The sequence below is a fragment of the Streptomyces zhaozhouensis genome (assembly GCF_900230195.1).
GTDB classification, from domain to species: domain Bacteria; phylum Actinomycetota; class Actinomycetes; order Streptomycetales; family Streptomycetaceae; genus Streptomyces; species Streptomyces zhaozhouensis.
Genome location: NZ_OCNE01000010.1, coordinates 116,436 through 129,609, shown reverse-complemented (window position 1 = coordinate 129,609; position 13,174 = coordinate 116,436). Strand labels below are relative to the sequence as shown.

At 76.9% G+C, this 13,174-nt stretch carries 9 protein-coding genes; 5 read left to right on the top strand and 4 right to left on the bottom strand.

Annotated features, from left to right (window positions below):
• Window positions 1–27: 27 nt before the first annotated feature.
• Complete coding sequence (locus CRP51_RS15790) at window positions 28–1,515, bottom strand: beta-N-acetylhexosaminidase (protein ID WP_245880609.1); 1,488 nt, start codon at window positions 1,513–1,515, stop codon at window positions 28–30.
• 271 nt (window positions 1,516–1,786) lie between these two features.
• Here CRP51_RS15790 and CRP51_RS15785 point away from each other — a divergent pair, with 271 nt between their 5' ends.
• Window positions 1,787–2,752 (top strand): sugar phosphate isomerase/epimerase family protein, encoded by a 966-nt coding sequence (locus CRP51_RS15785; RefSeq protein ID WP_097231838.1) that lies wholly within the window; start codon window positions 1,787–1,789, stop codon window positions 2,750–2,752.
• Between the two features lie 282 nt (window positions 2,753–3,034).
• On the opposite strand, the gene CRP51_RS15780 is transcribed toward CRP51_RS15785, so the two are convergent.
• The 3 genes from CRP51_RS15780 to CRP51_RS15770 all read right to left on the bottom strand — a co-directional run bounded on the left by CRP51_RS15780 (window position 3,035) and on the right by CRP51_RS15770 (window position 6,372).
• Window positions 3,035–3,958 (bottom strand): ABC transporter substrate-binding protein, encoded by a 924-nt coding sequence (locus CRP51_RS15780; RefSeq protein WP_097231837.1) that lies wholly within the window; start codon window positions 3,956–3,958, stop codon window positions 3,035–3,037.
• Between the two features lie 173 nt (window positions 3,959–4,131).
• Window positions 4,132–4,911, bottom strand: a complete 780-nt coding sequence (locus CRP51_RS15775; RefSeq protein WP_097231836.1) for a hypothetical protein — start codon at window positions 4,909–4,911, stop codon at window positions 4,132–4,134.
• A gap of 51 nt (window positions 4,912–4,962) precedes the next feature.
• A complete protein-coding gene (locus CRP51_RS15770) occupies window positions 4,963–6,372 on the bottom strand; it encodes a PA2928 family protein (protein WP_097231835.1) in 1,410 nt (469 codons plus the stop codon).
• A gap of 161 nt (window positions 6,373–6,533) precedes the next feature.
• Here CRP51_RS15770 and CRP51_RS15765 point away from each other — a divergent pair, with 161 nt between their 5' ends.
• Genes CRP51_RS15765 through CRP51_RS15750 form a run of 4 tightly spaced genes read left to right on the top strand, consistent with a single transcriptional unit; the run spans window position 6,534 to window position 13,160 of the window.
• Window positions 6,534–7,835: a hypothetical protein gene (locus CRP51_RS15765; protein ID WP_141514612.1), complete on the top strand. Its 1,302-nt coding sequence runs from the start codon at window positions 6,534–6,536 to the stop codon at window positions 7,833–7,835.
• Window positions 7,832–8,938: a hypothetical protein gene (locus CRP51_RS15760; protein WP_097231833.1), complete on the top strand. Its 1,107-nt coding sequence runs from the start codon at window positions 7,832–7,834 to the stop codon at window positions 8,936–8,938. The genes CRP51_RS15765 and CRP51_RS15760 overlap by 4 nt, the downstream gene beginning before the upstream one ends.
• Window positions 8,935–11,442 (top strand): hypothetical protein, encoded by a 2,508-nt coding sequence (locus CRP51_RS15755; protein ID WP_097231832.1) that lies wholly within the window; start codon window positions 8,935–8,937, stop codon window positions 11,440–11,442. Before CRP51_RS15760 ends, CRP51_RS15755 begins: the two co-directional genes overlap by 4 nt.
• Window positions 11,436–13,160, top strand: coding sequence for a tetratricopeptide repeat protein (locus CRP51_RS15750; protein WP_097231831.1), 1,725 nt, complete (start codon window positions 11,436–11,438; stop codon window positions 13,158–13,160). Before CRP51_RS15755 ends, CRP51_RS15750 begins: the two co-directional genes overlap by 7 nt.
• Window positions 13,161–13,174: the final 14 nt, after the last annotated feature.

The following is a 13,174-nucleotide window of genomic DNA, read 5'->3' as shown; positions in this document are numbered from 1 at the left end:
CGGGGCGGTGCGGTGCGGGCGGTGCGGTCAGTCGAGGGGCCGGTAGTGGACGCCGAGAGCGTCCAGCAGCGGGAGGTGGCCGCGCAGCCGGCGGTCGAAGTCGGCGGGGTCGCGGTCGTCCTCGGCCGACCAGCCGGTCTCGGCGATGGCCGCCAGCCGGGGGAAGGCGCGCCACTCGACGGCCGCCGGCGTGGGCAGGTACTCGCTCCACAGCTGCCCCTGGACGCCGAGCGCCGACTTCGGCGGGCGGTAGGCGTGGACCTTCGCCAGCGGCAGCCCGCCGCCGATGGCCAGGGGTTCGTCGGGCCCCTCGGCCTCCGCGTAGTCCAGATAGGTGTGCTGCTGGGGAACGGCCACCAGCTCGTGGCCGGCGCGCTCCGCCAGCGCGACCCGTTCCTCGTTCTGCCAGGCGAAGACGATTCCGCCCTCCGGAACGCCCTGCTCCAGCAGCTCGTCCCAGACGGCGACCCGGCGCCCGTGCCCGGCCAGGTGCGAGGCGAGCCGGCGGGCCCACCAGCCCAGCAGCTCCTCGGGGCCGCCGAGCCGTTCCGCCGCCGCCCGCTCCCTCGCCTCGGGGCTGGCCAGCCACTCGTCGGTGGGCACCTCGTCGCCGCCGATGTGGACGAACTCGCAGGGGAAGACGTCCACCAGCTCGTCCAGCACGTCGCGGACGAACTCCACCGTGCGTTCCCTGGCGTTGAGCACGTGGCGGGAGATGCCCCACTCGACCCGCACCGGCAGCAGCTCGTCCGGGCGGTTGCCGAGCCAGGGGTACGCCGAGATCGCCGCCTGCATGTGCCCCGGCGCGTCGACCTCCGGCATGATCCGCACCCCGCGCCGCGCCGCGTGGGCGACCAGCCCGCGCAGCTCCGCCTGGGTGTAACTGCCGCCGTGCGGCACGTCGTTGGTGCGCCCCTCGCGGTTGTGCCCGACGACGGAGCCACGGCGGAACCCGCCGATCTCGGTCAGCTTCGGGTAGCGCGTGACCTCGAAGCGCCAGCCCTGGTCGTCGGTGAGATGGAGGTGCAGGGTGTTGAGCTTGTGCAGCGACAGCAGGTCGACGAAGCGGTAGAGGAACGACAGCGGCTGCATGTGGCGGGCCACGTCCAGATGCGCGCCGCGCCAGCCGTAGCGGGGGCGGTCCACGATCTCCACGAACGGCAGGCGCCGGTCGCGCAGCAGTTGCCGCAGGGTCTGGACGGCCCAGACCAGCCCCGTGGCGGTGGCGGCGGACGCGCGGGCACCACGCTCGTCGACGGTCAGCCGGTAGCCCTCGTCGCCGAGCCCCGCCTCGTCCACCAGCGTCAGCTCCACGCGGGGCCCCGGCCCGGTGGGGTCACCGGACAGGTCAAGCACCTCCCGCGCCAGCGCGGTCACCTCGTCCGGTCCCGCGACCCCGGTTCCGGGGCCGAGGGTCCAGTACTCCCCCGGACGCGTCCGCAGCGTCTGGGGGCGCGGCACCAGGGCCGGCGTCTCGTCGTGGGTCGGCGGCGTGGTCTGCGGCTCATCGGTCACGTGTCGCACTCCCGTCGATCTCTGGCAGGGCCGCATCGACGCTAGCCGCAGGGTCCCGCGGTGCCAAGGTGCCCCGACGCGCCACGGGCGAACGGGACGCGCGCGACGCCCCACGGGGCCGCCGCACTTTTCTCGGCAGGGACAGAACCTTCTCTTGACTGTGCGCAAAGTCGTTTCTACGTTGTCGGCCGAGGCGAACGCGGTGCAGGCGTCCCGCCCGTCGTGTACGACGAAGGATTCGCACCTCCGCAAGAACGGCAGGACTTCGCCCATGTGCTACGGACTCGACGACCGAAAAGCCCTCGCGATGGCGCGCGCCGGACGCGCCCCCAGCCGACGTGCGATGCTGCGCGGCGCCGCGCTCGGCGCGCTGGGCGCCGGCGCCCTCGCCGCCACCGGCGTGGCGGCCGCGCCCACCGCCCAGGCCCGCCCCGGCGGCGGCTGGGGCCGGGTACGGATACCGAGGAACCGCATCAGCATCCAGCTCTACACCGTGCGGGACGCGCTCAACGGCGACCCCGGCTTCGACGAGTCGCTGCGCCACATCGCCGGGCTCGGCTACCCCAGGGTCGAGCAGGCGCTCGGCTTCTTCGGCCGTACGGCGGAGGAACTGCGGGACTTCTACCGTGAGTTGGGCATCCGTGCGACATCCAGCCACAACGACCTCAGCGAGGACGAGGACGCGCTGCGCACCAAGCTGCGGGACGCCCGCACGCTGGGCCAGTCCTACCTCAACGTCCCCTACCTCGACTCGGACGACGCCGACGAGTGGCGCCGCTTCGCGGAGCGGATGAACAACGAGGCGGCCAAGGCCCGCCGCTACGGGCTGCGTTACGGCTACCACAACCACGCGCACGAGTTCACCAAGGACCTCGGCGGGGGGCTGACGCCCTGGGACATCCTCACCGGCGAGCTGGACCCGCGCCTGGTGCACCTGGAGATCGACATCCACTGGACGGTCACCGCCGGCATCGAGAGCGGCGACGGGGTGGACGACCCCGAGCAGTACACGATCGACGTCATCAGGTCGGCGCCGCAGCGGGTCCTGCAGTTCCACGTCAAGGACCGCGACCCGGAGACCGGCGACACCTCCGACCCGGGCACCGGCATGATCGACTTTCCCCGGATCTTCCGCGCGCACACGGTGCGGGAGTACATCGTGGAGAACGACACCCCGGACGTGACCCCGCTGCACAGCGCGGATGTCGGCTGGGCCTATCTGCGCGGCCTGCGTTGACCGGCTGACCGGCTGACCGGCTGACCGCCGGGGCTGGGGGCGACCACCGTGCCCGGGTGGCCGGGCACCGACGTCGGCCGCGCCCCGGTGGGCGGTTACTCGCGCAGTTCCCCGCGCCCCCCAGGGGCCGCGCCGCCGCAGGCGCCGCAGGCGGACGCGCGGGCGACCACCGTGCCCGGGTGGCCGGGCACCGACGTCGGCCGCGCCCCGGTGGGCGGTTACTCGCGCAGTTCCCCGCGCCCCCCAGGGGCCGCGTCGTCGGGGGCGCCGCACGGGGGCGGTTCATCGTGTCAGGGACTCCAGCGCCTCGGAGACCGTGTCGAGGAAGCGGGCCTGGGCCAGCGCGCTCGGGGGCAGCTCCGGGTTCCAGGGCAGCACCCGCGCGCCGCGCGAGAGCCGCAGCCAGCCCGCGTTGTCGCGGAACTCCGCCGGCCTGGCCGCGTTCCCCCGCACGTCGCCGAGGACGATCGCCGGGTCGAGGGCGACGGCGTCGGACCAGTCGCCGGTGGCCCAGTTGGCACCCGGCCCGTCCGGCGGGGTGGCCAGGAGCACGCCCTGCTCGGCCAGTGCGCGCAGGTCGGGCCAGGCCGTGGCGCGCGCCAGATAGGCCGCGTCCGGCCCGGCCGGGGAGAGCGCCAGCACCCGCGCGCCCGGCGCGCCGGCGGCGGCCGCGCGAAGCCGCTGCCGCGCGGCGTCGAGCCGCCGCGCCAGCTCGTCGGCCGGCACGGCGGCCCGCGCGCCCAACGTGCCGGCCAGCGCGGCCAGTCGGGCCGAAACCTCGTCCAGGCCGCGGCCGGGGCCGACGTCCAGGGCCACCAGGGGTACGCGCGCCTCCAACTCCTCGGCGACCGGCTCCTCCACGCCGTAGAGCCGCTTGCCGTCGTAGGTGACGCCGACGAGCAACTCCGGGCTGGTCGCGACCAGTCGCTCGACCCGAAGCGCCCCGCCGGGACCGTGGTAGGGGATCTCGTCCAGCGGCAGCAGGCCGGACTTGGCCGGATCCGGCGCCTGCCCGTCGTGCAGCGAGCCGAAGTGGCCCAACGGGCGCACCCCCTCGTCCCAGAGGGCGGCGGCGATCTGGGTGTAGGCGACGATCCGGCGGGGCGGGCGGTCCCGCGTCACCCGCACCCCTCTGTCGTCCTCGAACTCCCACCCCTCGTGCCGGCCGCCCGCGTTCTCGGTGCCCGGGGTGTGCTCCTTCGTCATCGGTCCGCGCCTCCTGGTCGTGGGGTGTCTCCCCGTCGCCGGGCTGGTTCCCGGCGCCGGGGTGTGCGCCGACGGTCGCGGGGCGCCGACGGCCTCGGCCGCGCGCCCCTGTGCCACCGCGTGCGCTATACCTGCCCAGGGCGGTCCCGGTTGTCCCCCCGGAACCCGTCCCGTCAGGCGTTGGCGGGCGTGATCACCAACACCTCCGACTCGTCGTGCGGCAGGTACTGGGCGCGGACCACCATGCCGGGCTGGACGTGCGGCACCACGCTGGGCGGCATCGGCTTCTCCTGCGCGATGTCGAAGGTGGAGCCGTCGGGGCGGGAGACCCGCAGGGTGTAGGCGACCACGGCGTGCTCGCCCCTGATCTCGCCGGTGGGGCGCGTCTGGAGGACCACGGCGCGGGTCTCGTAGCCGTTCTCGGCGATCCGCAGCTGCTTGGGCGTGATCTCGCCCTTGGCGAGCCGGACCCGGTTCATCGCGTCCTGCATCTCCTCGGGCGGCGCGTCGCTGGCGATCACGACGCGGCCGTCGCTGCTGCCCGGCAGGTAGCGCACGGGCAGCATGGTGCCGGGGCGGATCAGGGTCAGCTCGCTCAGATCCACCAACTGCCGGGCGACGCCCCGGAACGACTGGCCGTCGAGGGTGCTGACGTCCATCAGGATGTCCATCTGCGGCGCGTCGTTGACCGTCAGGCCGGTGCGTTCCATGCTCACGACGGTGCCGATGCCGACGGGCGCGTCACGGAACTCCTTCGGCGGGCCGGAGCCCAGCGCGCCGTCCAGCAGCCTGCTGGTGGAGAAGAGCATCGGCACGACGGTGACCAGCAGGATCGGGCCGACCATCCAGCCGTTGAGCCAGGGCATCGGGGTGTCGGCCTCCAGGCCGGTGAGCACGTAGGGGATGGTGAGGCCGACGCCGACGGCGATGAACAGCCAGTTCAGGTACTTCATGGGAGGGTCCTCTCGTTCCGTTCGTCCTGGTTCGTGGGGCCGCGGGGCGGGTCAGTCGACGTTGCCGAAGAAGTCGGTGCCGCCGACGGTGACGTCGGTCAACGTGCCGTCGGGGGCGACCAGCAGCAGCCCGTCGTGCGCGGGGAACTCGGCGTCCTCGTCCGTCACCGGCAGCACGGTGACGCCGTCGGGGGAGGTCAGGGCCGGTCCGGCCGGGGACCGCATGGTCCGGCTGGCCAGCACCTCACCGGTCTCCAGGGAGACCACGACCAGGCGGTAGCGGTCGCCGACCGCGTCGGCCGCCTCCTGCACCAGCACATGGCCGCGCTCGGCGCCGAGCGCCAGCGGCACCGGCTCGCTTCCCGCGTTCTCCCGGGGGCTCGCCCGGTCGGGCGGCCAGGGCAGCGCCGCCGGCCCGCCCTCCAGGGCGCGCGCCAACTGTTCCTCCAGCTCTCCGGCGACCCCGTCCGGCAGCAGCCCGCTGTCGGCGAGCGGCCCCTCGGTGAGCAGCCCCTCGACGGTGGGGGCCGAGGCCGCGGCGTTGCCGGGGTCGACGCCGACGCCGACGGGGGCGGCGGTGGCGACATGGGTGCCGTCGGCCAGCAGGATCTCCGGCTCGCGGAACACGCGTCCGCCGAGTTCCCGGCCGCCGTCCGGCCCGTCGAGGAGCAGCGCTCCGCTGGGCGCGGCGTCCGTGGTGGGCTCCAGCGTCAGGTGGCCCGCCTCGCCGGCGGACGCGTCCTCGGCGGTGAGCGCCTGGCTCTCGACGGACATCGGCCCGTCCGTGAGCCGGCCGGCCCAGGCGGCCGAGGTCGACTCGTCGGCCGGTGCGGCGGCCAACTCCCCGACGGGGATGGTGTGGTAGGCGCCCCGCACGTCCATGGCGACGACCGCGCCGCGCGCGCTGTCGTAGCCGTAGGCCGCGCCGGAGGCGATGTGGTCGGCGCCGATGCCGGGGATCTCGTCCGGGGCGACGGCCACCGAGCCGTCGGTCAGGTCGACGATCATCAGCCCGTCGTCGGTGGCCAGATAGGCGTGGGTGTCGCCGGCGACCAGCACCCGCGCCTGCCATATCAGTTCGCTGGAGAGTCGGACGTCCCACACCCGTTCGCCGGTGGCCAGGTCCACGGCGACGAGCCGCTTCTGCCAGAGGTCGCCGCCGAACGGGCCCAACACGCCGGCCTCGCCGTCACGTTCGTAGGGCACCAGCGCCAACTGGCGGGCGGGGGTGACCGCCAGGCCGAGCCCGGGCTGGACGGAGATGTCCGGGTCCGGGTGGGCCGCGAGCACGCCGCCGATCACCAGGGCGCCGATGCCGAGCGGCAGCACCACCGTGGGCAGCACCAGCAGCCCCCAGCGCGGCCCCCGCCGTCCCCTCGTCGGCCAGTTCGGCTGGTCCGGGGTGCCCCAGGGCGAGGTGATCCGCCCCTGGGCACCGTCCGCGCCGTTCGTGTACCGCATCTCCCCGCTCCTCCCGTTCGGCTGTGGGAGCCACCGTCCCCCGGCGGTCGGCGCTACCGATCACAGAAACGGGCGGGGCCGGCCGCCGGCCCGTGCGCGGGCGGGTGGCCGGGGTCCGGAAGTCGGATCACCGCGCAGATCCGGCCGGTTACCATGCGGGCATGTGCCCGGGTGAAGCGTTGACCGCCGAGGCGCCGGCCACCGTGCCCAGGGCGCTGCTGATCGCCGAGGTCTGGGCGGAGCTGGGCTCCGAACTGGCGCCGTTGAGCAACGGATTGGGGCAGCCGCTGGCCCGCACGGTGAAGCTGCTGCTCGATCCGCTGGTGCTGCGGCCGGTGCTCAACCCGCGGTTCGCCGCGGGGCAGGTGCGCGGCGAGGACGCCGAGGAGCTGCGCGCCACACTGCGCGCGGCCGGGCCCCGGCTGGCCGCGACCGCCGCCTGGTTCACCCGGCTGAAGCGGGCGCGCCGCACGCTGCGGATCTCCGAGGGCAACCCGCAGGACCTGTACTTCCAGCGGTGCTTCGAGCTGGCCGGGACGCTCGGCCCGCCGGGTGCGGACGCGGAGCGGGTGGCGTGCGAGGTGGTCGCCGAGATACGCGAGTCCGCCGGCGAGTTGACGGTCGCGGCGCTGCGGCGCCACATCACCGACCCGGCGCGCGCGGCGGAGCTGCGGGCCCGACTGGCCCACGCGTGGGCCAGCCGGGCCCCGGTGGGGCAACCGCCGCCGGACCAGGCGGCGTTGACCGCCGCGCTGGACGGGGTGCTGGACCGGGTCGCGGGCGGCGTCGACCGCGCCGCGCTGGACGGGCTGGTCGCCGGGCGGGCCGGCGCGGCGGACGCGGTGTCGCTGCTGCCGCCCGGAGCCGCGCTGGCCTGCGGGTTGACGCTGCGGGAGCGGATCGAGCCGCCGGCGCTGGGTGAGAGCGCGTCGAAGCGGAACCTGCCGCCGCCGTTCGACCGTTCCGTCTTCGAGCGGCTCTTCGCGGGCTTCACCTCGGCGTTCCATCGCGAGTCGATGCCGGGTCTGTCCGAGTTGGTGCTCCAGGAGGTGCGACGCTCGGCGGAGCCTTGGCAGTTGGCCAGGGAGGAGACGCGGGTGACGATGGCGCTGGGCCGGCGCGCCAGCGCGGCGCTGGCGCCGGGCGGCGAGGCGGGCAGCGACGCGGGCGCGCGGCTGGCGGCGCGGTGGCGCCGGGAGCCGTTCGTCCACCGGGCGTTGCGGCTGCCGCGCGCGGAGGGCGGGGGCCCCGGCGAGTCGGTGGGCCGGGTGCGGGAGGCGTATCTGCGGCGGCTGTGGGTGCGGGTGCACGGCCGCGAGCTGCGCGAAGAACCGGTGGCCGCCGAGGACCTGTGGGATCTGCTGGACGGTGTGCTGCGTTCGGTCATCATGGATCAACGTGACCGGCTGCGCGCGGAGTTGGACCGCGCGGGCGGCGCCGCCACGGACGGCGGTGAGCGATGACCTGGACGCGGGTGCGGCGCGAGGCGGGGACGCTGTGGGTGGGCGCCGTGCCGGACCATCCGGAGTGGACGGCGCTGGTGGAGGCCGAGGGCGCGGTGCTGACCTGGGATGTCCCGGGCGGGCAGCGGCTGCCCTCGGCCGAGGTGCACCACCCGGAGCGGGCCGCCGACTGGCTGTGGCAGGTGTACGGGGCGGCGTCCGAGGCGTTGCTCGCGGTCGCCGAGGGCTCCGAACGCGAGGTGGAACTCGCGGACGAGGGCGGCCCGTTGGCCGAGCCGTTGGCGGCGCTCGCACGGCTGGGCTGGCTCGCCGCGTGGTGGCCGGCCTCGCATGTGGCGGGGGTGCCCGCGCTGTCGGCGGCGTTGCTGGCGGCGGAGGCGGCCGTGGTCGCCGCCGACGTGGAGGCGGTGCTGGACGACCCGGAGGCGGTGGCGCGGCTGCTGGGGCGGGCGGCGCCCGCGGTCCACGCGCTGGCCGCGCTCGCCGACCATCCCGAACTGGGCTCCGAGGCGAGGGCGTTGTCCGAGCGGCTGGCGGAGGTCGCCGACGACTTCGGCGCCGAGCTGCCGGCGCCCGCGCCGCTGGTGGCCGACCGGGGCGGCTGGGCGCTGGCGGCCGGCGGCGAGCCGGCGGGCGGGGTGACGGCGATGAGCGGCGGCGGGCCGCTGGACTGGCGGCGGCTGCCGCCTGGGGTGGTGGACGCGGCGGCCGGGCTGCGCTGGTCGCTGGTGCGGCGCGACGGGCGGCTGCTGCTGGATGTGGCGGTCCCCAGGGCGCCGCTGGCCTACGCGGAACGGGCCGGCCGCGCGACGCTGCGGGCGCGCGCGGACGCCGTGGAGTTCCCGCTCGACGCCGCCGAGGACGGCGGCGCGTTCGGGGGCGCGGCCGAGGTGCCGCCGTCGGCGCTGCTGGTGCCCGCGCCCCGGCGCACGGTCACCGTCTGGGCGCCCGGCTACGCGCCGGAGGACGAGGCGCCGCCGGACGGCGACGCGTTGGCGGAGCGGCAGGAGCCGGTGCTGCTGCACGCGGAGGAGCGGCTGACGGCCGGCGGGGTCTCGTTCGCCGAACGGGTCGCCGCGCTGGTCGATCCGGAGGTGGCATGAGCGAGGAGACGGGCGAGGTCCGGGACGGGGACGAGCCGTTGGGCCTGAAGCCCACCGTGCCCTCGTCGCCGCGCTGGCACCGCTGGCGGGATCTGCACCGCGAGGGCACGGAGCTGCTCGCGGCCGGCCGGTTCGCCGAGGCGGACGCCCGGCTGCGGGAGGCGGTGGCGGAGACGCGGGTCGCGGACGTGGACGCCGAGGGACTGCTGCACCGGGCCCGCAGCCTCGCCAACCTGGCGGGGGTGGCCGAGGGCACGGGCGGGGCGGCGGAGGCGGAGCGGCTGTCCGGAGAGGCGATCGGGCTGTGCCGCGGGCTGCTCCCCGGCGCGGAGGGGTCGGTCCCCACGGAGCGGCCGGTGCCCGCCGCCGTGCGGACGGACGCCGCGTTGACGCTGGTCAACACGTTGACGGCGCGCGCGCAGACGCGGACGCTCGCCGGGCTGCCCGAGCTCGTCGAGGCCGACCTGGACGAGGCGTTCGCCGTCGCCGGGGAGCTGGCAGAGCCGCCGCCGCAGCTGCTGGTCTTCTCGCTGCACGGGGCGCGCACCGGGCAGTTCATGCTCACCGGGCTGCTGGCGGAGGCGGAGCAGGAGGCGCTGCTCGCGCTGGACATCGCGCTGGCCCACCACCCGGAGCTGGCCGCCTACCCGTGCGACAACCTGGCCAGGATGGCGCTCGCCTGCGGAAACCCGGAGGGCGCTGAGCAGTTCCGGGCGATCGCCGCCGATCCGCACGCGTTCAGCGCGGAGTTGAGCGAGGAGGCGCCGCACGTCGAGCGGTTCGCCGTCGGGTCGGCCGAGTCCATGGTGGCCGGTCCCGCCGCCGTGGTGTGGCCGCTGGCCCCGCGCTGGCGGCGGTGCACGCTGCTCAACGCGGAGGGCGTCCGGCTGGCGCTCGCGGGCCGGCTGGAGGAGGCCGACCAGGTGCTGGCGGCCGCCGAGCGGGCGACGCGCACCGTCGGCGGCGGCCTGGACACGCTGGTCTGCCGGGCCGGGGTGCTGCTCAACCGCGTCGGCGTCGCCGAGTCCACCGGCGACCTCGGGAACGCGCTGGCTCTCGCGGACGAGGCCATCGCGCTGCTGGAACGCGTCGTCGCCGAGGCACCCGACGACGGCAGGGACGACGGCGGCGGCGGGGGCGGCGGCGCGGGTCCCGGCGACGGGACGGGCGGCGGGGGCGGGCAGCTCGGACAACTGCTCGGGGCGCGGAACCTGCGCGCCGCACTGCTGCGGGAGTCCGGCCGGCACGCGGCGGCGCTCGCCGAACTGGACCGGGTGGAGGCCGCGTCGCCGGCGCTCGGCGACGCCGAGCGGCCGACCGTGGAGGTGTGGGCGCTGTTGCTGCGGGCCACGGTGGCCTCGGCGCTCGGCCGGCTCGCCGAGGCCGACGCGGCCGGGCGGGCCGCCCTCGCCCTGGCCCAGGAGCGCGTGCCGGCGCTGACGCCCCGGATCCATGTGCTGCTGGCGGACCTGGCCGGCACCCTGGGGGACACCTCGACCAGCGAGGAACGCTTCGCGCTGGCCGGCGAGTTGTTCGCGGTGCTGGGCGACGCCGGGGGCGAGGCCGCGACGCTGGCGAGCCTGGGCCGCAACGCCTATCTGGCCGGGGACTGGGAGACGGCGGACGCGCGGTTCGCCCGCGCGGAGGCGCTGGTGACCGGTGAGGGGCACGCGGCGCAGCTCGCCGCCTGCCGCCTCGGCCGGGCCGCCGTCGCGGTGAGCTCGGGGCGTGCCGCGGCGGGCCTCGACCTGCTGGACACCGCGCGCGCCGCGCTCGGCGCCGAGGCGACGCCGCTCCGGCGGATCGCGTTCCACCAGGTGCGGGGCGGCGCGCTGGCCGCGTTGGGGCGCTTCCCCGAGGCGGACGACGAGGTGCTGGCGGCGCGGCGGCTGGCCGAGGAGTCGCAGGGCTGGCACGTGGCGCTGACGCTCGACTGGTGGCGCGCCGACGCGCACGCCCGCTGGGCCGCCTCGCTGCCGCCCGACGAACGCGGCCCGGTGCTGGAGCGCGCGCTGGCGACGGCCGTGCCGGCGGCGCTGGCCGCCGAGGCGGCGCGGCAGTTCTTCGCCGCCGGCGGGGACCGGGAGCGCTGGGTGGCGCTCGCGGCGGCGCCGGCGCTGCGCGCGGCGCTGCTGGCGACCCGCAACGCGGGCCGGCCGACCCTGGCCGTGGCGCTGTTGGACCACCTCACGGCGACCGCCTCGCTCAGCGCGGACGCGCGGGAGGGCGCGGTCCCCACGCCGGGCGCGTCCGCGCCGCCCGACGTGACGGACGTGCCGCTGCCGCGCCACGAGCCGTTGACCGGCGACCGCCTCTCCTACGCGGCGGCGGCCCTCGGGCTGGCCACGGGCGGCGACCCGGCGTTTCCCGCGCCCCGGCTGGCGCTGCCGCCCCGGGTCCGGGTGGTGCCCGGGACACCGTCGGAGCTGGAGCCGTGGATGGAGCGGGCCGAGCAGGTCTACGGCTTCCCCGTCCGGGCGCCCGAGGCGGTCCGCGCGTGGTGAGCGGGCCGCCGCCCCGGCGCGGGGGTGAACGGGAGCCCGGCTCCGAGGAGTTGCTGGGGGTGCGCACCGGCGCGAGCTACGGCCCCCGCTGGTCGGCACACGCCCCGCTGGTCGACGAGGCGGCGCGGGCCCTGAACCGGGGCCGCTACCGCGAGGGCGTGCGGCTGCTGGAGCGCGTGGTGGCCGCGACCGAGGACGTCGAGGGCGACGCGGAGGGGCTCGACCTGCGCTGCCGCGCGCTGGCGAATCTCGCGGGGCTCGCCGAGGAACGCGGCGCGCCGGACGAGTCGCTGCGGCTGGCGGGGCTGGCGCTGGCCGGCTGCGACCGCGTCGAGGAGCTGGTGGGCGCGGAGCGGGGCACGCCGAAGATCCGCGCCAGCGTGCTGGTCAACCGCGCCCAGACGCTCCAACTGCTGGGCCGGAACGCGGAGGCGCTGGCCGACTGCGACGCCGCCGTCGCGCTGCCGACAGCCGGACCCGCCAGCGCCGTGCTGGACTTCACCCTGCACAACACGCGCGGCTGCGCGCTGATCGCGCTGGGCCGCTACCCCGAGGCGGAGGCGGAGGTGCGGGCCGCGCTGGCGGTCGCCGAGGAGCGCGAGCCGCGGCTGGCGGGCCACGCCCACACCAATCTCGCGGTGCTCGCCCAGCGCGCCGGCGACGCCGAGGCCATGGGGCGCCACATGGGCCTGGCCCGGGACTTCCACGCGCTCGGCGGCGACCCGGCGGCCCGCGCGCTGGCCGAGGAGAACCTGGCCAGGCTGGCGCTCGGCCAGCGGGGGCTGGCGGAGGCGCGGCGGCGGCTGCGCCGGGCGGAGCGCGCCTACGCGGCGCTCGGCGCAGAACACCGGGTCGCCGCCTGCCGGTTCGGGCTGGCCCTGGCGTGGTTCCTCGGCGGCAGGGTCGGGCGGGCGCGGCGGGTGCTGCGCGGCGCGAGCCGGGTGCTGGAGCGGACGGGGGACGTCGCGGGGCTGGTCGAGTGCCACTTGCTGGCGGGCGACCTGGCGGCCTGCCGGCTGCGTTTCCGCGCCTCCGACCGCCACTATCTGGTCGCCCGCGCGCTGTGCTTCGACTCCGGTGCGCCGCACGAGGCGGCGCGGGTGGACGCCAGACGGGCGCGGGTCGCCCTGGCCTCGCTGCGCTTCGCGTGGCTGGCGCCGCTGCGGCGCCAGTGGCTGGCGTCGGCGCTGGACGTGGGGCTTCCCGCGGCGCTGGCGACCGACGCGCTGCGGCACTCGTTCCCGCCGGGTCCGACCAGGGAACGGTGGACCACCGAGGTCGCGCGGCCCGCCGTGGCGACCGCGCTGCGGCTGCTGACGATGGCCGAACAGCCGCGACTCGCATTGGAGTTGGTGGAGCATCTGGCCGCCTCCGCGACGCTGGACACCGAACGGCCGACGGCCGGCGCGGTCGGCGCGGTCGGCGCGCCGTTCGCCGAGGAGCTGCGCGCGCGGATCGGCGCGGGCCCGGTCGCCGCGGAGCTCCCGGAGCCGTTCCCCGCGCCGGCCGAGGCGGTCGCCGCCGGCGCGTTCGCCGCCTCGCTGGTGGCCGCGGGCGGCACGGACCCGGCGGGTGGCTTCCCGGCGCCCCAGCTGGCGCTGCCGCCGAGGCTGCGGGTCTTCGGGAACGCGGCGCCCGGTCTCGGCGACTGGATCGCGGCCGGCGAGCGGCGCTACGGCCGGCCGATCCGGTCGGCCGTCGAACTCAGAGCGTGGTGAACGGAGTGGGCGAC

Coding starts and splice junctions, on each gene's coding strand:
- CRP51_RS15785 (WP_097231838.1), top strand. CDS start 1,787: ATGTGCTACGGACTCGACGACCGAAAAGCCCTCGCGATGGCGCGCGCC.
- CRP51_RS15780 (WP_097231837.1), bottom strand. CDS start 3,958: ATGACGAAGGAGCACACCCCGGGCACCGAGAACGCGGGCGGCCGGCAC.
- CRP51_RS15775 (WP_097231836.1), bottom strand. CDS start 4,911: ATGAAGTACCTGAACTGGCTGTTCATCGCCGTCGGCGTCGGCCTCACC.
- CRP51_RS15770 (WP_097231835.1), bottom strand. CDS start 6,372: ATGCGGTACACGAACGGCGCGGACGGTGCCCAGGGGCGGATCACCTCG.
- CRP51_RS15765 (WP_141514612.1), top strand. CDS start 6,534: ATGTGCCCGGGTGAAGCGTTGACCGCCGAGGCGCCGGCCACCGTGCCC.
- CRP51_RS15760 (WP_097231833.1), top strand. CDS start 7,832: ATGACCTGGACGCGGGTGCGGCGCGAGGCGGGGACGCTGTGGGTGGGC.
- CRP51_RS15755 (WP_097231832.1), top strand. CDS start 8,935: ATGAGCGAGGAGACGGGCGAGGTCCGGGACGGGGACGAGCCGTTGGGC.